Here is an 18046-nt window from a genome sequence, read left to right as displayed (position 1 = left end):
TCCACAAACGAAAGGGTGAGGTCGCGTTAGCGGTGGCGCAGACGCGGATTGCCCAGAATTCCGCAGACGTCGGCGAGCGTGACGAGGACGAGGTAGGCGAAGCAGAAAATCATCGCGCAGGCCTGCACGACCGGCATGTCGCGCTGACTGACGCTGTCGACCATCAGCTTGGCAATGCCCGGATAGTTGAAGACGGTCTCGATGATGATTACGCCGCCGAGCAGGTACGAGAGGCTCAGCGCGACCGCATTGGCGATCGGTCCGATCGCATTGGGCAGCGCGTGGAACATCACCATGCGGAACGACGTGGCGCCTTTGAGCCGCACCATTTCGATGTACGGCGCCTTCAACTGATCGATCAGCGCGGCGCGCGTCATGCGCACCATCTGCGCGACGATCACGCAGCACAGGCACATCACCGGCATCGCCAGCGCGCGCAGCACGCGGCCGAACGGCGCGCCGTCGTCGAGATAGGCGAGCGCCGGCAGCCATTGCAGCTTGACCGCGAAAAGCAGCACGGCGAGCGACGCAACCAGAAACTCCGGCACCGAGACCACCGCGAGCACGCCGACGCTCACTGTGCGATCGAACGCGCGGCCGCGCAGCACGGCGCACAGAATGCCGAGCGCGAGCGCGATCGGCACGGACACCAGCGTGGTGATGCCGGCGAGGAGCAGCGAATGCGACAGGCGATCACCGACGAGGCTCGCCACGCTCAGATGCGTGAGCATCGATTCACCGGCGTGGCCCGTGAGCATGCCGGTCAACCAGTGCCAGTAGCGCACGGGCGCGGGCACGTCGAGGCCCATTTGCGCGCGCAGCGCCGCGACGGCTTCGGGCGTGGCGTCCTGGCCGAGCTGCGATTGCGCGGCGTCGCCGGGCAACACCGCGGTAATCGCGAACACGATGGCGGAGATCGCGAGTAGCGATAGAACGGCAGCGCTCACGCGGCGCGCCAGCAGGCGAACAATCACAGTGTTCATATCGGACACCCCTCAAATGGACCGCTCGCCGCCCATCCCTGCGATAGGCGGCGAAGTGTGCTTCGATTGCGGATCAGGCGGACAGCCATACGTGCTCGCCGAACGCGTAACCCATCATGCCGCCGAGCGGAATCGGCGACAGGCCCTGCAGCTTGTTGCTGTGGCCGTCGATGGTGGCGAGGAACAGCGGAATGCCGATACCGGCGTCGCTGCGGATCATCGTCTGCATGTCGGCGTAAATCTGCTTGCGCTTCGCGACGTCCATCTCGGCGCGCGCCGAGAGCAGCATCTGATCGAACTTCGGATCCTTCCAGCGCGACTCGTTCCACGGCGCGTCCGACTTGAAGAACTGCGTGAACAGCGTGTCGGCGTTCGGGCGCGGATTGACCGTGCCGAAACCCACCGGAGCGCTCAGCCAGTAGTTCGACCAGAAGCCGTCGGCGGGCATGCGCTTGACGTCGAGATTCAGGCCCACCTTGCGCGCGGTCTGCTGCAGGATCAGCGCCATGTCGACCGAATACATCGCGGCGGGCGACGCGACCACGGGAATCGGCGTGCTGCCCAGATTGGCCTTGGCGAGGTAGAACTTCGCCTTGTCGAGATCCATCTGCGTTTGCGGCAGGCCCGGCGTATAGAAACGGTTGGTCGGATCGATCGGCTGATCGTTGCCGGTCACCGCATAGCCGAGCGCGATCGACTGCTTCATCAGGTTGCGGTCGAGCAGCAGCTTCATGGCCTGCACGAAATTCGGATTAGTGCCGGGGCCGGTGTCGCGATGCATGATCAGATCGGTGTACTGACCCGACTGCGTGACGAAGACGCTCGCATTCGACGAGCCTTTGACGCGCGCGACCGAGCGCGGATTGATCGACGCGACCAGGTCCATGTCGCCCGAGAGCAGTGCGTTGACACGCGCGCTTTCGTCGCCGATGCCGACGAATTCGATTTCGTCGAGATACGGCAGGCCGGGTTTCCAGTAGTTCGGATTCCGGACGACGATCGAGCGAACGCCCGGCTGGAAGGTCTGCAGCTTGAACGGCCCGGTGCCGATGCCTTTCGTAAAGTCGGTCGTGCCGTCCTTGACGATATGAAAGTAGAACGTGCCGAGAATCACCGGCAGGTCGGCGTTCGGCGCGGAGAGCGTTACCGTGACTTCGTTCGGGCCGGTTGCCTTCACGCTGTCGATCTGGTCGGCGAGCGTCTTGGCCTTCGACGCGACGGCCGGGTCCTTGTGGCGCATGATCGAATACACCACGTCGGCGGGCGAGAGCGCCTTGCCGTCGTGGAACGTCACGCCCTTGCGCAACGTGAAGACCCACACGCGCGCGTCGGTCGTCTTGAACGACTCGGCCAGAGCGGGGCGCGGCGCGAGCGTGCCGTCGAGTTCGACGAGGTTGTTGTACAGCATCGTGCCGCGGCAATAGTCGGTTTTGTTCGACTGTTTCGCGGGATCCAGCGTGTCGTTCGCCGAACCGTTGTCGCCCGCGACGCGAATCTTGCCGCCCTTGCGCGGCGTTTGCGCGTACGCGGCACCCGCCACGCCGGCGAGCGTGCCGGCCATCGCGAGCTGCATGCCGCCCGCTGCGAGCAGGCGCAGCACGTCGCGGCGGGTTGCGCCGTGCTGGAGCGCGCCGATCAGACGATCCGATTCCGGTGCGCCAACGAGAGTTTCGAGTTTTTTACGTTCAGACATGGCTACACGTTCCTGGAGGCAAAGTCATGGTTGAAAACGGAATTCGCTTGCGCGGGTCGTCAGGCAATGGCGTCTTTCATCTTGTAGTAGAGGCCGATCAGCGGCAGAAACCACGGCGGCCCGAAGTGGCCCGGCACCGCCGGCCAGTCGCGCCCGGCCCACGGATTGGCCGCGCGTTCGCCGAGCATCGTGCGGGCGATGCAGCGGCCCGTATGCGTGGACATCTGCGTGCCGTGGCCGCTGAAGCCCAATGCGTAGAACAGGCCGTCGCGCTCGCCCGCGTGGGGCAGCCGGTCCTGCGTCATATCGACGATGCCACCCCAGCAGTGCGTGAGCGGCACGTCCGCGAGTTGCGGAAAGGTGGCGAGCAGCCCTTCGCGCAGGATCTCCCCGCTGGTGGCATCGGATTGCGGATTGGACACCGCAAAACGCGCACGGCCGCCGAAGATCAACCGGTGATCGGGCGACACGCGGAAGTAGTGATGCAGATTCGAGGTCGTGACATAGGTACGGCGCTCGCGCAGCAGTGCGCTGGCGCGTGCCTCGCCGAGCGGCGCGCTCGCCACGATGAAGCTGCCGATCGGCACCACGCGGCGGCGGATCCAGCCGAAGCTGCCGTAATTGCCGTGGCGCGTTGCGCCCGTCGCGAGCAAGACCTTGTCGGCTTTCACGGTGCCGCGTGCGGTCTGCACGCGATAGCCGTGCGCCGTTTGCGCGATGCGCTCCAGACGCAGCGCCGCCGTGCGCGTATGAATCTGCGCGCCCGCGCGGATCGCGGCATCGGCGAGTCCCTTGCCGAAGCGGCCCATGTGCATCTGGGCGCTCTTTTTATAGAGCAGACCGCCGTGGTAGCTGTCGCTGTTCACCTCGGCGCGCACGGTATGGCGGTCGAGCAGTTCGATGTCGGTGTCCACGCCATCGGCGATCAGCCGTTCGTAGCTGCGCGCGAGCGTGTCGTAATGCGCCGGACGTGAGGCCAGTTTCAGCTTGCCGTGACGCATGAAATCGCAGTCGATCGCTTCTTCGCGCACGATGCTGTCGACGGTATCGACGGCGGCGTCGTAAAGCTGATAGCACGCTCGCGCTTTTTCCACGCCGATCTTCGCGGCCAGCGTCGCGTAATCGACGGCGAGACCGTTATTCACATGACCGCCGTTGCGGCCGGACGCTTCGGCGACCACGGTGTCGTTGGCTTCGAGCACCACCACGCGCGCGCCGGCGCGCGCCAGCGTCAGCGCGGCGGAAAGTCCGCAGAATCCTGCGCCGATCACGACCACGTCGGCGCTCGACGGCAGCGCCGCGGCGTGCTCCGTCAGTTCGACACCTTCCTTCCAATACGAATCGAGTTTCATCGACTAATGCGATCTCCAGGTCATGCAGGTTCAATCGACGCATCGTTCACGCGGATCGGCTTGCGTTTTCGGCGTGGCGACAGGGTCGGGCGGTCAGTGACCGCGCGGGTGAAGAACAGTGCTGAAATTGAATCACGCCAAAACAGAGGCTTCGCGTCGTATTGACCGGTTCACACAGGCGGAACTGCGGTTTATGGGGGGCTCGACAGCATTGTTTGCCGTGCGGCGAAAATGACGTCGCGCGTGCTCGCCGATTCAGCAGCGAGTCAAAAAAATGCGCGAGTTTGCTATTGAGGTTTGTGCTAATGGACGGCGTTTTCACGCAAAAAAACAGGTGGCGTTTTTCCTATCGCGTGGAAATTCCGGCGAGTGATCATGGGGCAGATACAACCATTCGACCTTCATGAACGATTCGAACCAACATGAGCGGGTAGACGCCGCGCGCTTTTCGTTGCGCGATCTGTGCGAGGCGGATTTGCCCGTCGCGCAGCAATTCTCGGAAGAAGCCGGCTGGCCGCATCGGCTGAGCGACTGGCAGTCGTTGAGCGCGCTCGGGATCGGCCGCGTGGTGATGTGCGACGGGCAGATCGCGTCGCTCGGGCAGATCTTCGTGTGGGACGAGCATGCGGCTTCGATCAGTCTGCTGGTCTCGGACGCGGCGCATCGCGCGGGCGAGGCCGAAGCCGTCTTGCTGCGCGATCTCCTCGAACGCGCGGGCACGCGCGGCGTGACGGTGCATGCGTTCGGACACTGGCGTCACGCGGTCGAGCGCCTCGGCTTTCGCGAAAGCGGCGCGGTGCTCCAGTATCAGGGCCGTCCGCGTTCGGCGCCGTTAATCGCCCTTCCTGCGGGCACGCGTTTGCGCCCGGCGAACCACGCGGACGAAGCCGCGCTCTGCGAACTGGACGCCCGCGCCAATGGCATGCGGCGCGAACGGTTGATCGCCGCGTGGCTCGATCAGCACGTTCAGGCCATCGTGCTCGACAGCGAATCGTCGGACGAAGGCATTCGGGGATGCGCCTTCTTGCGCCGCTTCGGACGCGGCCTGCTCATCGGACCGGTCGTCGCGTCGGAGCCGCAACTGGCGCAGGCGCTGATCGCGCATCTCTGCGGCAAGGCCGCCGGCAAGTTCGTGCGTCTCGACGCGGTCGAACACTACGCGGTGCCGATCGGCGCGTGGTTCGAAAGCCTTGGGTTGACCTGCGTGAATCGTGTCCCCAAAATGACATTCGGCGACGCCGCGCAAGGCGCCGCCGACCTGCACACCTTTGCCGTTGCTGCTCAGGCTCTGGGTTAGACGACCCGTATCGGAACATTGGGGAACCGCGGTATGAGTACGAATATGCAGCTGGACCGACTGGATTTGCGGATCCTGAGCCAGCTCCAGAATAATGGACGCATGACCAACGTGGACCTGGCCGAAGCGGTCGGGTTGTCGGCGAGTCCGTGCCTCAACCGGGTCAAGCGCCTGGAACAGGCGGGTTTTATCAGCGGATACAGCGCGCAGATCTGCATGGAGAAGATCGGCGACATCCTGACCGTGTTCACGGAAGTCACCTTGTCCGACCATCATCGCGAGGACTTTATCCGCTTCGAGAAAGCCGTCAAGGAACTCGACGAAGTGATCGAATGCCATCTGGTGAGCGGCGGCTACGATTATCTGCTCAAGGTCGTGGCGCGCGGCGTCAACCATTATCAGGAAGTCATGGAAGGGCTGCTGGAGCGCAACGTCGGCATCGAGAAATACTTCAGCTATATCGTGATCAAATCGCCTTTCATCAAGACGCATTATCCGATCGAAAAAGTCTTCGGCGGCAAAGTCTGAGTATGCCGTGACATACGATGCGCTCTCGCGAGGAGAGCGCATCGTCATTCAGATGCTATGAAGTCCGAAGCAAATTTAATGCTCGGCCATGACGACGTAGACCTTGCGCAGCGGGGTCTTGATATCCCAGACGCCGGTGGTGTTCGCCGGGAAAAACAGCGTGTCGCCTGCCTTGATCGCGCGCGCTTCGCCGCCGGTCGGCGTGAACGTGCATTCGCCCGCGAGAATGTGCATGACTTCGGCATTGGCCAGATGACGCGAGAAGCGTCCCACTGACACTTCCCACAGTCCCGAGCGATTGCCGCCCGAGCCTTCGAGCGGCACTTCCAGCGTCTGCGTCACGCAGGCCGGTTCGGTGAGCGGCGCGCCCACCGCGCCCGCGGGCGTGAGGTCCTGGCATTGCGCGCTTTGCGAAAGAATGGTGATCGGCATGATGTGGTCGTGCGTCCCGTTTATTGGCCGGCTTCCACGGCGTCGGCGAGTTGCGCGAGCGTGTGGAAGTGGTAGTCGGGGACCGTGTGAGCGGACTCGATCGTGCCGCCCGAGCTGGGCATGCCATGACGGCGCTCGATCCAGCAGCTCGTGATGCCCAGCTCGCGGGCGATGCCGATGTCGTGATATTGGCTCTGCGCCACGTGCAGATTGTCTTCCTGGCGGAAGCCCCAGGCCTGTTCGTAGCGGCCGCGCGCGTACGCGAAATAGCGTGCGTCCGGCTTCTCGCACAGCGCGTCGTCGCAGGCGAGCAGCATGGCGAACGGTTCGCCGAGCGTCTTCGAAAAATGCGCGAGCGCCCACGTTTGCGCGTTCGTCATCGTCACCAGTTTGAAGTGTTGAGCGAGACGCTTGAGTGCTTCAACGGAGTCCGGAAACGCGGGCCATTCCGAGACCGAATCGCGAAAGCCTTTTGCGACCTCGTCGCTTTCGGGCAGGCCGAGGCGCGGCGCGATCAGCTTCCAGCACAGTTCGAGATCGTCGGGATACCAGATCGTGCCCGCGCGCTTGCGCGCCTGGCGATAGGCGGCCAGGAAATCTTCGTCCGAGACTTTGGCGTCGCCGGCCACCTGATGCAGGTAGTTCAGCATGCCGCGCTCGAAATCGATGAGGGTACCGACGACGTCGAACGTCAAGACTTTGAAGCGTTTCAGACTCATGTGTAGCTCGCGGATGAAAGGGAAGAAAAGAGAGCCGACGTGTCGCCGGTGTGATGTTGCTGAAACTGTTTGGGGCTCATCCCGCAGCTCGCTTTCATGCTGCGCGACAGATGACTCTGGTCGTAGAAGCCCGACGCCTGCGCGGCGTCCACGGGCGTGAAGCCCTGGCGCAGCAGGTTCTGCGCATGCCCGACCCGCACGCGCGTCACGTAGCGATGCGGCGATTCGCCGGTCAGTCCTTTGAAGATGACGGTGAAGCGCCACATGCTGAGGCAGGCGCGTGCGGCCAGCGTCGCCACGCTCAGATCGCCGGCGGGGCTGGCGTGAATCTGCGCAATCGCGAGTTCGATGCCCGCACGCGTGCGCAAGCCGTTCAGCGCGCGCGTGCCGCCGGTGCGGACGCAAGTCGCGTTCATGGCTGCAGCGTTGGCGGCGCTCGCTGCCTGAGCAAGGTCGGACATGAATTTCATAGTGGAGAGCTTACGATTGCTCGTGCCACCGAAAAAACTCATTTGCCCGCGTCAGGCAGTATCAAATCGCGATGACGGAGGGCGGCTCCGTAGAAAATGCGGGGGGCAGAGGGGGTATCACGTCGTACAAGAAAGCGCCGCCGCGAGCCCGAGCGACGGATACGCGCTGTCGACCGCGGCGAGGTCGGCGCGCATCTCGGCCAGCAGCCAGTCGCGCACTTCCGCGACGATGGGCCGAAGCGGTCGTCCCGGCGCCCACGACAGGCAGCACAGCCGGTTCGTCACCTGCAACTCGTCCACGGCGGGCACCAGCGCGCGTTGTGCGAGCCAGTGCATCACGACGTTGACCCAGCCGAGCGCGAGGCCCTGACCGAGCAGCGCGGCCTGCACGACGATGGCGTAATCGTTGAAACTCAGCACGCCCGCCGCGCGCCGCGTCTCGTTCGCGAACGCCGCGAAGCGCGCGTGCCAGCCGCGTTCCTCGTCGCCCATCACGATCACGGTGTCGCCGTGCGCCAGCCAGTCGACGCCGCGCGCGAGTTCCTGATAGTGCGGATTGCAGACGGGCAGCAGCACCTCAGGCATAACCCTGATGCTGTTTTCCCCCATCTCCGCTTCGTGCAGAAAACGCATGCCGAGATCGACGTCGCCGAGCGGACCGCCGATCCGGCCCGAAATCAACTGAAAGCGCAGATCGACGGAAGGAAACGCTTCGTTCAGGCGGCTCATGCGCGGCATCAGCCAGTGCGTGGTGAAGGCGGTCGACACCGACAGCGTGACCGGCTCGACGCCCGTCGCACGGGCCTCGATATCGAGAATCGCTTCCTCGATGCCGTTCAGTCCCTCGGAAATCTTGCGGTACAGAATGCGCCCGTTCTCGGTCAGCTCGATGCCGCCGTGGACGCGCTCGAACAGCCGCACGCCGATGTGATCCTCCATGCGCGCCAGCATGCGGCTCACGGCGGGCTGGCTGACATAGAGCTCCTGGGCGGCGCGCGTGAAGTTCCCGCAACGCGCCGCCGCCTCGAAGACGAACAGCGCGTTGGCGCTCGGCAGTTTTCGGCGAAGGTTTGGCATGACCTGATGTTATGCCTGATCCAACAATTCGGGAATTGCCGCCAAAAAAATCGCCGCCTATTCTTGGTTGAACACTGACTGAAAGGCGGGAGCACGACGATGGACGCACGAGTAAAGGCAGGCGTATCGATTCGATCGGCGGTCAAACGTTATGGCCATGTCGTCGCGCTCGACGATGTGTCGCTCGACGTCGCTCAAGGGGAATTCGTCTCGCTGCTCGGGCCGTCCGGCTCGGGCAAGACCACCTTGCTCGGTATTCTCGGCGGTTTCGTGCAGCCGTCCAGCGGCAGCGTCTGGGTCGGCGAACGCGACATTACATTCGCGCCGCCGCACAAGCGCGACATCGGCATCGTGTTCCAGAACTACGCGTTGTTTCCGCACATGTCGGTGGGCGAGAACGTCGCGTTCGCGCTGCGTGCGCGTCGCGAGCCGAAAGCGGGCTGGGCCCGCAAGGTCGCCGACGCGCTGGCGATGGTCGAGCTGCGCGGCTACGAGGGCCGGCGCATCCACGAACTCTCGGGCGGCCAGCGCCAGCGCGTCGCGCTGGCCCGCGCGATGGTCTTCGAACCGCAACTGATCCTGATGGACGAACCGCTGTCCGCGCTCGACAAGCAACTGCGCGAGACGATGCAGATCGAGCTGCGCGCGCTGCATCGCCGGCTTGGCGCGACGATCGTCTATGTGACGCACGACCAGCGCGAGGCGCTGACGATGAGCGATCGTGTCGCTGTCCTGAAGAATGGCAAGCTGGTGCAGATCGACACGCCCGAGCGCCTGTACGACCGGCCCTGCAATGCGTTCGTGGCGAGCTTTATCGGCGAGGCGACCTTGCTGCCCGTCACGCGCGCGGGCGACGACGCGGTGCGCCTCGGCGACGCGGTGCTGCGCTCCGCCGAACCGCTGCCGGACGCCGACAAACTGCTGCTCGCGGTGCAGACCGAGAAGCTCGTGATCGACAGCGGCGACGCCGCGCCCGACGCCAACCGCCTCTCGGCGCGCGTGACCGAAGTGCTGTATCAGGGCGAGAGCCTGCGCGTGTTCGCGAAGCTCGCGGACGGCACGTCGCTCAGCCTGCGCCAGCCGGGCAATCACGATGCGCGGCATCGGATTCCTGCGCCCGGCTCGCCCGTTTCCGTCGCCCTCAGTCCACGCGACACGATCGTCGTACCGGCGTGACCGTGCGGCGCGATCGCCGCGCATGCCGTCTTTCCAGCCAACCGCAACGCAATCAAGGATCCATTCATGAAGCTCACCGATTTCAAGGTGCTGACGTTCGACGTCGTCGGCACGCTGATCAACTTCGAACAAGGCGTGCTGACTTCGGTTCGCCGCCTCGGCGGTCCGGCCGCGAAGGATCTGACCGATGACCAGATTTTCGCGCCGTATCTGCGCGGCCGGGCGAAGTTCTATGGCCGGTCGAGCCACGAAATGGCCAACGTGTGGCTGTCGCTGGCCGCCGAACTGGATCTGCCGCGCGATGCGACGACGGCCGCCGCGTTCCAGCGCGACGTGCTCGACTGGCCGGCGTTCGAGGATTCGGTCGAGGCGCTCAAGCGGCTGCGCAAACACTTCCGCCTCGTTGCGATGACGAACGCCGACCGCGTCGCGCTCTCCGCGTATGCGCACACGCTCGGCGATCCGTTCGACGACACCGTCTGCTGCGACGAAACCGGCGTGGCCAAGCCCGATCCGCAATTCTTCGCCTACAACCGCGGCCGCCAGGCGGCGTTCGGCTACAAGTTCGGCGAAATCCTGCACACGGCGCAGAGCCAGTATCACGACATCGGCATTGCGACCGAACTGGGTTATTCGACCTGCTGGATCGAGCGCCGACGCGGCCAGGCCGGTTTCGGCGGCACGCCGGAGCCGGAAAAAGTGACGACGCCGACGTTCTGCTTCCCGACGCTCGCGGCGCTCGCCGACGCCGTCGAAGCCGAACTCTGCGCGGCCTGACGATGCTCGCGCCGCCCGTTTCGACCTCGCCGCAGCCGGATTCGCTCTGGCGTCATCTGGCCGGCGAGGCCGGTTCGTTCGACGCGCCGGTCGGCGCGGGGCCGCTCACGCGCGATCTTCAGGTCGATGTCGCCGTGATCGGCGCCGGTTATTCCGGCCTGTGCGCCGCGCATGCGCTGCAGCAGCGCGGCGTGTCGTGCGCGGTGCTCGACGCGAATCCGGTCGGGTGGGGCGCGAGCGGGCGCAACGGCGGCGTCGTGTCGTCCAAGTTTCGCCCGTCGTTTTCGGCGATCGCCAGTGCGCACGGGCTCGACGTCGCGAAGCGCATGCATCGTCTCGCGCACGACGGCGTGCGCACCGTCGAGGCGCTGGTGGAGGAATGCGACATCGGGCGCGCGCAGTTCGAACGCACCGGCAGTCTGCGCTGCGCCCACACCGAGCGCGCGCTCGCGTCGATCGTCGCGGAAGCCGAGTGGGTGCGCGCATCGCTCGACGACCGCTCGATGACCGTGCTGTCGCGCGAGGAAGTGCGCGCCGAAACCGGCTCGACCGGTTTTGTCGGCGGCGTGCTCAGCGCCGATGCGGGCACGATCCTGCCGCTCGAGTACGTGCTGGGCATCGCGCGTGCGCTCGCGGCGCGCGGCGTGCCGATCCACACTTCGACGCCCGTGCTCGCGATCGACCGCGCGCCCGGCGTCGCGGGCGTCACGCTGCGCACGGCGGGCGCGACGGTGCGCGCGCGGCAGGTGATCGTCGCGACGAACGCCTATTCGGACCTGACGCCCGCGACCGACGCCATGCGTCGCGAGCTGGTGCCGTTTCGCAGCGCGATGATCGCGACCGAACGTCTGCCCGCCGCGCTCGATGCGAAGCTGATGACGCAGCGGCGCAGCTACACCGAAACGCGCCGCATGATGAAGTGGTTCCGGCGCGCGGACGGCCGCATGCTGTTCGGCGGCCGCGACGCGTTCGGCAAGGAAGGCCAGGACACAGGCTTCGAGGCGCTGCGGCGCGCGATGGTCGGACTGTTTCCGGATCTCGCCGATATTCGCGTGGAGTTCCGCTGGTCCGGTTATGTCGGGATGACCTTCAATGCGCTGCCGCACGTCGGCCGCGCGGACGACGCGACGGTGTTCTGCGTCGGTTATAACGGCGCGGGCGTGGCGATGGCGAGCCTGATCGGCCAGCACGCGGCCGCGCTCGCACTCGGCGACACGCCCGATCTTACGCTGCTCGCGCAGAACGGATTGCGTCCCGTGCCGTTTCACGCACTGCGTGCGCCAGGTGTCAGACTCGTGGCCGCGTGGTACCAGTTCCTCGATGCCATGGGGGCATGATGACGACTGCCAGAGCGTTTGTTTCAGACTCCGGATCCGCACCGATGCAACACGACGAGACCGACGCGGCGCGGCACCATCAGCGCCGCGAAAACCGCACGATGCTCCTGCTGATGACGCCCGCGCTGGCCGTCATCGTGATCCTGCTCGTCGTGCCGCTGGCGTGGCTGTCGTGGCAGTCGGTCCGCCAGGACGGCGGCTTCACGCTCGCGAACTACCATCGCGTGTTCAGCGGCACCTATCTCGACACCTTCCTGATCACGTTCAAGCTGAGCCTGATCGTGACGGGCGCGACGCTTCTGCTCGGCTATCCGGTCGCTTATCTCGCCGCGTCGGTGCGGCCGCGCTTCGCCGCGCTGATTCTCGGCATGGTGATCCTGCCGTTCTGGACCAGCGTGCTGGTGCGGACCTACGCGTGGCTCGTGCTGCTGCAGCGCACCGGCGTCGTGAACAAGCTGCTGCTGGCCTCCGGCCTTGTCGATCGCCCCGTTCAGCTCGCCTACAACGAGTTCGGGACGATCGTCGCGATGGTTCACATCCTGCTGCCGTTCATGGTGCTGCCGCTGTATTCGGCGATGCAGAAGATCCCGACCAATCTCTCGCAGGCGGCCGCAAGTCTCGGCGCGACGCCGCTGCACGCGTTCGTGCGCGTGTTCCTGCCGCTCTCGTTGGGCGGCGTGGTCGCGGGCGTGACGCTCGTCTTCGTGCTGTGCCTCGGCTTCTACATCACGCCCGAGCTGATGGGCGGCGGCAAATCGATCATGGTGTCGATGGTGGTGAGCCGCAACGTCGAAATCTATAACAGCTGGGGCGCGGCGAGTTCCGTGTGCGTCGTGTTGCTGCTGTGCGTGTTCGCGATCTTCTACCTCGCGAGCCGCGTGATTCCGCTCGACAAGACCCTGGGGGCGAAATGAGACCGAACCCGTTCGTGCGCGGCGCACTGATCGTGCTGGTGGTGTTGATCCTCGCGTTCCTGATGATTCCGGTGCTGATCGTCGTGCCGATCTCGTTCTCCGACACGCGCTTCATGACGTTCCCGCCGCCCGCGTTGTCGCTGCGCTGGTATGCGTCGTTCTTCGGCAATCCTGAATGGCTGTCGGCCGCCCGCGTGACGCTGATCGCTTCGCTCGTCGCTGCGTGCATCGCGACGCCGGTCGGCGTGGCGGCGGCCTACGCGATCGAGCACGGCGAGCATCCGCTGATCCGCCCGCTGAAGACGGTGCTGATGCTGCCGATGATCGTGCCGATCATCATCGTCGCGGTGGGCGTGTTCTTCGTCTATTCGAAATTCGGCTACGTGAATACGCTCGGCGGTCTGATCGTCGCCGATTCGATGCTCGGGCTGCCCTACGTGCTGATTTCGGTCGGCGCCGATCTGCGCTCGTTCGATCATGCGCAGGAAATGGCGGCGCGCAGCCTCGGCATGAACCGGCTGCGCAGCTTTCTGACCGTGACGCTGCCGCAGATCCGTTCGAGCGTGATCTCCGGCGCGGTGTTCGTGTTCATTCAGGCGCTCGACGAAACCGTCGTCGCGCTGTTCGTGTCGGGCGGCGACAACCAGACGCTCACGCGCCGGATGTTCGTCACGCTGCGTGACGAAATCGATCCGACCATCGCCGCGATCAGCACGATGCTGACCGCGCTGACGCTTGCGCTCGTGCTGCTCGTGGTCGTCAGCCGTCGCAGCGGTCAGGGCCAGATGCGGCCGGCGCGGGCCTGAAACCGACTGAGTTTGAGCCACTTTCCGCGACCGGAAACCGACATGACAGACAATGCCCTGAAGTTCTATATCGACGGCGCGTGGGTCGCGCCTGCCGGAAACGCGCGCCTGCCGGTCGTCGATCCGTGCACCGAACTGCCGTTCGCCGAGATCGCGACGGGCGATACGCGCGACGTCGATCGCGCGGTGGCCGCGGCGAAGCGCGCCTTCGAATCGTTCTCGCAGACCACGCCGGACGAGCGCGTCGCGCTCGTTCGCCGCGTTCTTGAGATGTACCTCGCGCGCTACGACGAGATCGCCGCGGCTATTTCGCGCGAGATCGGCGCGCCGCGCGCGCTCGCGTACGAATGGCAAGCCGGGATCGGCCGCCGTCATCTGGAAGAACTGCTGAAGACCTGCGCGAGCTTCGTCTGGGAGCGCGACAAAGGAACGACGCGCGTGCGTTACGAACCGGTCGGCGTCGTCGCGCTGATTACGCCGTGGAACTGGCCGATCAACCAGATCGTCTGCAAGGTCGCGCCCGCGCTGGTTGCCGGTTGCACGATGGTGCTGAAGCCGAGTGAGATTGCGCCGCTGAACGCGGTGCTGTTCGCCGAAGTGCTCGATGCGGCCGGCGTGCCGCCCGGCGTGTTCAATCTCGTGCAGGGCGACGGGCCGTCGGTCGGCGCGCCGCTGGCGGCGCATCCGGATATCGACATGGTGTCGTTCACGGGCTCGACGCGCGCGGGCATACAGATCGCGCAACTCGCGGCGCCCACGGTCAAGCGCGTGCATCAGGAACTGGGCGGCAAGTCGGCGAACCTGCTGCTCGACGATGTCGATTTCGAGGTCGCGGTGACGAAGGGCGTGAACGCCTGTTTCGGCAACAGCGGCCAGTCCTGCAATGCGCCGACGCGCATGCTGGTGCCCGCCGCGCGTCACGCGCAGGCGGTCGAAATTGCGCGGCGCGCGGCGCTCGCGCACAAGGTCGGTCCGGCGGATGCGCCGGACACGACGCTGGGGCCGGTCGTCAGCGAGGTTCAGTTCGGCCGGGTGCAGGCGCTGATCGACGCGGGCATCGCCGAAGGGGCGACGCTCGTCGCGGGCGGCGTGGGGCGGCCGGACGGGCTTGAGCGCGGCTACTACGTCAAGCCGACCGTGTTCGCCGATGTGACGCCCGACATGCGGATCGCCCGCGAGGAGATCTTCGGCCCGGTGCTGACGATCATCCCTTATCGCGATGACGAAGACGCGATCGCGATTGCGAACGACAGCCCGTATGGGCTGGCCGCGTACGTGCAGTCGGCGGATGTTGAGCGCGGGCGTCGCGTCGCGTATCGGCTGCGCGCGGGCAGCGTGTATCTGAACTATCCGGATTGGGATGCCGGTGCGCCGTTCGGCGGCTACAAGCAGTCGGGCAACGGCCGCGAGTACGGCGAATGGGGCATCGAATCGTTTCTGGAGGTCAAGGGCGTGGTGGGATACGGCGAGTGAAGTTGGCCGCTTGAGCTTGGTCGAAGAGAGAGCAAAACGCGCCTGGCCGGAAAGCCCGGCGCGTTTTCTATTTCAGCTTACTTCAGCGTATCGGCGATCCGTTCGGCGATCATGATCGTCGGCACGTTGGTGTTGGCGCAGGGAATCGACGGCATCACGGACGCGTCGCAGACCGTCAGGCCGTCGACGCCGTGAACCGCGCCGTCCGGACCGGTGACGGCGAGCGGATCGCTGGGCGCGCCCATCCTGCACGTCCCGGACGGATGCCAGGTGCCGCCCACCGACTGCGTGACGAATTCGGTCAACGCCGCATCGTCGGCGAGCAGCGTGTCGAGCGTCATGCCTTGCGTGATCACGCGTTCGATCAACGCAGGTCTTAACGGCCCGGCGACATCGAGCAGCCCGCTGAGCATCCCGCGCTGCAGCGCGTTCCAGTTCCCGGGGCGAGCGACCGCGGCAACACGCGGGGAATAGCTCGACGGAAAGCGCGGCCCGAGCGTGGCCGCGAGCGCGGGATCGGCGAGCGTCTGCGCGCCGAAGCGCACCGCGCCTTTCAGGCGTTCGAGGTCGCGTGCGTCCGACAGCATCGAAAACTCGACGGTCGGTTCCTGTTGCGCGTGCGGCGAGGCGAGCGTCACGCGCCCGCGCGAATACGACTTGTTGACCCAGAAGAACATCGTGCCGAGCCGGTAGCCGACCGAATGCCAGCCGGAGCGCGACAGGATCGCGCCGTGCATGTCGCCGCCCGGCGTGCCCGGCAGTCCCGACGAATAGCGGATGATGGCCTGCTCGTGATGCTCGTCGGGAAAGGGCGTGCGCGCCGCGGGCGGCAGGAACGCGGAAACGGCGATCGACGGATGCTCCATCAGATTGCGGCCGACACCGTCACGCGCGGCGACGACGGCGATGCCGTGCGCGGCCAGTTCGTCGGCCGGACCGATGCCGCTGCGCATCAGCAACGCCGGACTGTGGATCGCGCCCGCGCTGACGATCACGCGCGCGGCGCTGATCGAGTCGCGCGTGCCGTCGTGGTGTACGAGTTGTGCGCCGGTCGCGCGCGTGCCGTCGAACAGCACGCGTTCCACTTGGGTGTCGGTGACGATCGTGAGGTTGCGGCGCGCGCGGACGCTGTCGTCGAGATAACAGACCGAGGTCGGGATCCGTTCGCCCGACGCGCTCACACCGAGCGTGCCGACGAAGGCGCCGTCTTCCCACGCGCCGTTCTGGTCGGCGCGCAGCGGATAGCCGCGCCGCCCCAGCGCGTCGATCACCCCGCGCACGAACGGCGAAAGCCGCTCGCGGGGCGCGCGCGTGACGCGAAGCGGGCCGTGCTTGCCGTGCAGCGGTCCGTCGAAATCGACATCGTGTTCGAGCTTGCGGAAGAACGGCAGGCAGGTCGCCCAGTTCCAGCCGGTGGCGCCGAGCGCTTCCCACTCGTCGTAATCGGCGGGCGCGCCGCGGTTGGCCATCAGCGCGTTGATCGCGGAGCCGCCGCCGAGCAGCCGCGCCTGTTCATAGCGGCGCGGCGTGGCCGGGGCGCTCATGCGCGCCTGCAGCGCTTGCCAGAGATTGCGCGTGTCGAGATAGGCGCGGCCGGGATAGCGGCTGCGGATTTCAGGCGGCAGCGTCGCCTGGCTCAGATTGCGGCCCGCCTCGACGAGGCAGACCGTGCGGCGGGCGTCCTCGGACAGCCGCGCGGCGAGCACGCAGCCGGCCGAGCCGCCGCCGAGAATCAGGTAGTCGAACACAATAGGGAAGGCCGATTCAGAAGGACGGACGAAACGCGCGAGGCCTGCCGTGAAGTCAGGCCTCGCGCTGCACCAGCCGGGCGGCGATGGCTTATTGCTGCATGAACTTCAGCCAGCGCGCCTTCGCCTGAATGCCGGCGTCGGACGCCCACCACTCTTCGGACATCAGCGCCTGTTTGGCCGCGTTTTCCGGTGCGCTCGGCAGCTCGGCCGCGCGCGCGGCGGAAATCTTGCCGGTCTTGTACGCGGCCGGATTGCCCGGTCCGTAATCGATATAGGTCGGCAGATTCGCCTGCAGATCCGGCGACACCGCGACATCGACGAAACGCACGGCGGTCTGAAGATTCGGCGCGTTCTTCAGGATGCACAACTGCGTGTTCTGCAGGATGCCATCGTTATAGGTGAACGCGATGTCCGGATTGTCCTTGCGCACCGCGCTCGCGCGGCCATTCCAGATCATCTCCATGTCGACTTCGCCGTCGTGCAGCAACTGCGCGGACTGGCCGCCCGACGTCCACCAGACGGCGATATCCGGTTTGATCTGCTCGAGCTTCTTGAAGGCGCGATCGACGTCGAGCGGATAGAGCTTGTCGCGCGGGACGCCGTCGGCGAGCAGGGCGGCTTCGAGCACGGTCTGCGGATCGTTGCGCAGCGCGCGCGTGCCGGGGAAACCCTTCACGTTCCAGAAATCGGCCCAATTCTGCGGGACTTTCTTGAGCGTCTTCTTGTTGTAGCCGATGACCGTCGAATAGAACTCGTACGCGACGGAATAGGGCGTGCGGTACTTCTCCGGAATCGAGGCGGCGTTCGGCATCTTCGAGAAGTCGAGCTTTTCGATCAGCCCTTCGCGGCCGCCGCGCAGACAGTTCGAGGTGGGCGTGTCGATGACGTCCCAGATCGGCTTGCCGGTCGCGCCTTGCGCTTTCACCTGAGGCCACGCGTCGGGGATGCTGTCCTGCGCGATCGTGATGCCGAGCTGCTTCGCTGCCGGATCGAGGATGGCTTTCGTCTGCGCTTCCTGATACGCCCCGCCTTGCGAGACGAAGGTGATTTTTCCGGCGGCCTGGGCGGAGTGGTTCGCCGTGGCCGCGAGCGCGGCGAGCGACGTCATTGTTATGGCGACCGGGCGCCAGCTCTGCAGTTTGATCACGACTCTTCCTCGACAGGGGTGAAGGGGAAAGCTTGTCCGGCTGGGCGCGTCGGCTTGATGGCGCGCCCGACCGGCGGATTCGGGCATCGGGTTGATTCGACTATAGTGAGTCAA

The 18046-nt window shown here is 65.7% G+C and carries 17 protein-coding genes; 8 read left to right on the top strand and 9 right to left on the bottom strand.

The genetic code is table 11. From position 1 onward, the window contains the following. Nucleotides 1-26: 26 nt before the first annotated feature. The 3 genes from G3N97_RS01350 to G3N97_RS01340 form a co-directional block, all read right to left on the bottom strand. Complete coding sequence (locus G3N97_RS01350) at nt 27-983, bottom strand: ABC transporter permease (protein WP_074987636.1); 957 nt, start codon at nt 981-983, stop codon at nt 27-29. 73 nt (nt 984-1056) lie between these two features. Beyond that, nucleotides 1057-2676 carry an ABC transporter substrate-binding protein gene (locus G3N97_RS01345; RefSeq protein WP_205991540.1) on the bottom strand — a complete coding sequence of 540 codons (1620 nt, stop codon included), beginning with the start codon at nt 2674-2676 and terminating at the stop codon, nt 1057-1059. Nucleotides 2677-2735: 59 nt separating this feature from the next. After that, nucleotides 2736-4028, bottom strand: a complete 1293-nt coding sequence (locus G3N97_RS01340; RefSeq protein WP_205991539.1) for an FAD-binding oxidoreductase — start codon at nt 4026-4028, stop codon at nt 2736-2738. A gap of 403 nt (nt 4029-4431) precedes the next feature. On the opposite strand from G3N97_RS01340, the gene G3N97_RS01335 reads away from it, so the two are divergent. Further along, on the top strand, nt 4432-5325 hold the full coding sequence (locus tag G3N97_RS01335; protein ID WP_205991538.1) for an N-acetyltransferase: 894 nt from the start codon (nt 4432-4434) through the stop codon (nt 5323-5325). A 33-nt stretch (nt 5326-5358) separates the two neighbouring features. Beyond that, nucleotides 5359-5853, top strand: coding sequence for an Lrp/AsnC family transcriptional regulator (locus G3N97_RS01330; protein WP_065065067.1), 495 nt, complete (start codon nt 5359-5361; stop codon nt 5851-5853). Between the two features lie 75 nt (nt 5854-5928). Here the strand turns inward: G3N97_RS01330 and G3N97_RS01325 are convergent, their stop codons facing one another. The 4 genes from G3N97_RS01325 to G3N97_RS01310 all read right to left on the bottom strand — a co-directional run bounded on the left by G3N97_RS01325 (nt 5929) and on the right by G3N97_RS01310 (nt 8551). Further along, entirely contained in the window at nt 5929-6285 is a 357-nt protein-coding gene (locus G3N97_RS01325) for a cupin domain-containing protein (RefSeq protein ID WP_205991537.1), read from the bottom strand. A gap of 20 nt (nt 6286-6305) precedes the next feature. After that, nucleotides 6306-7004 carry an HAD-IA family hydrolase gene (locus G3N97_RS01320; RefSeq protein ID WP_065065066.1) on the bottom strand — a complete coding sequence of 233 codons (699 nt, stop codon included), beginning with the start codon at nt 7002-7004 and terminating at the stop codon, nt 6306-6308. Further along, nucleotides 7001-7420: an AraC family transcriptional regulator gene (locus tag G3N97_RS01315; RefSeq protein WP_205991536.1), complete on the bottom strand. Its 420-nt coding sequence runs from the start codon at nt 7418-7420 to the stop codon at nt 7001-7003. The genes G3N97_RS01320 and G3N97_RS01315 overlap by 4 nt, the downstream gene beginning before the upstream one ends. 171 nt (nt 7421-7591) lie before the next feature. Further along, nucleotides 7592-8551, bottom strand: coding sequence for a LysR family transcriptional regulator (locus G3N97_RS01310; protein ID WP_205991535.1), 960 nt, complete (start codon nt 8549-8551; stop codon nt 7592-7594). A gap of 99 nt (nt 8552-8650) precedes the next feature. Between G3N97_RS01310 and G3N97_RS01305 the strand changes: the two genes are divergently transcribed. The 6 genes from G3N97_RS01305 to G3N97_RS01280 all read left to right on the top strand — a co-directional run bounded on the left by G3N97_RS01305 (nt 8651) and on the right by G3N97_RS01280 (nt 15034). After that, nucleotides 8651-9727, top strand: a complete 1077-nt coding sequence (locus G3N97_RS01305) for an ABC transporter ATP-binding protein (protein ID WP_205991534.1) — start codon at nt 8651-8653, stop codon at nt 9725-9727. A 66-nt stretch (nt 9728-9793) separates the two neighbouring features. Further along, complete coding sequence (locus G3N97_RS01300) at nt 9794-10504, top strand: HAD-IA family hydrolase (RefSeq protein WP_205991533.1); 711 nt, start codon at nt 9794-9796, stop codon at nt 10502-10504. 2 nt (nt 10505-10506) lie between these two features. Then, nucleotides 10507-11841, top strand: coding sequence for an FAD-dependent oxidoreductase (locus tag G3N97_RS01295; RefSeq protein ID WP_205991532.1), 1335 nt, complete (start codon nt 10507-10509; stop codon nt 11839-11841). Nucleotides 11842-11885: 44 nt separating this feature from the next. After that, a complete protein-coding gene (locus G3N97_RS01290) occupies nt 11886-12755 on the top strand; it encodes an ABC transporter permease (RefSeq protein ID WP_241030297.1) in 870 nt (289 codons plus the stop codon). Next, a complete protein-coding gene (locus G3N97_RS01285; protein WP_205991530.1) occupies nt 12752-13561 on the top strand; it encodes an ABC transporter permease in 810 nt (269 codons plus the stop codon). The genes G3N97_RS01290 and G3N97_RS01285 overlap by 4 nt, the downstream gene beginning before the upstream one ends. Before the next feature lie 42 nt (nt 13562-13603). Further along, a complete protein-coding gene (locus tag G3N97_RS01280) occupies nt 13604-15034 on the top strand; it encodes an aldehyde dehydrogenase family protein (protein WP_205991529.1) in 1431 nt (476 codons plus the stop codon). 77 nt (nt 15035-15111) lie between these two features. On the opposite strand, the gene G3N97_RS01275 is transcribed toward G3N97_RS01280, so the two are convergent. Further along, entirely contained in the window at nt 15112-16782 is a 1671-nt protein-coding gene (locus G3N97_RS01275; RefSeq protein WP_205991528.1) for a GMC family oxidoreductase N-terminal domain-containing protein, read from the bottom strand. A 91-nt stretch (nt 16783-16873) separates the two neighbouring features. After that, on the bottom strand, nt 16874-17893 hold the full coding sequence (locus G3N97_RS01270) for an ABC transporter substrate-binding protein (protein ID WP_205991575.1): 1020 nt from the start codon (nt 17891-17893) through the stop codon (nt 16874-16876). Nucleotides 17894-18046: the final 153 nt, after the last annotated feature.

The sequence above is a fragment of the Paraburkholderia sp. Ac-20347 genome, assembly GCF_017104805.1.
In the GTDB taxonomy this organism is placed as follows: Bacteria; Pseudomonadota; Gammaproteobacteria; order Burkholderiales; family Burkholderiaceae; genus Paraburkholderia; species Paraburkholderia tropica.
This window is presented reverse-complemented; position numbering and strand designations above follow the sequence as displayed.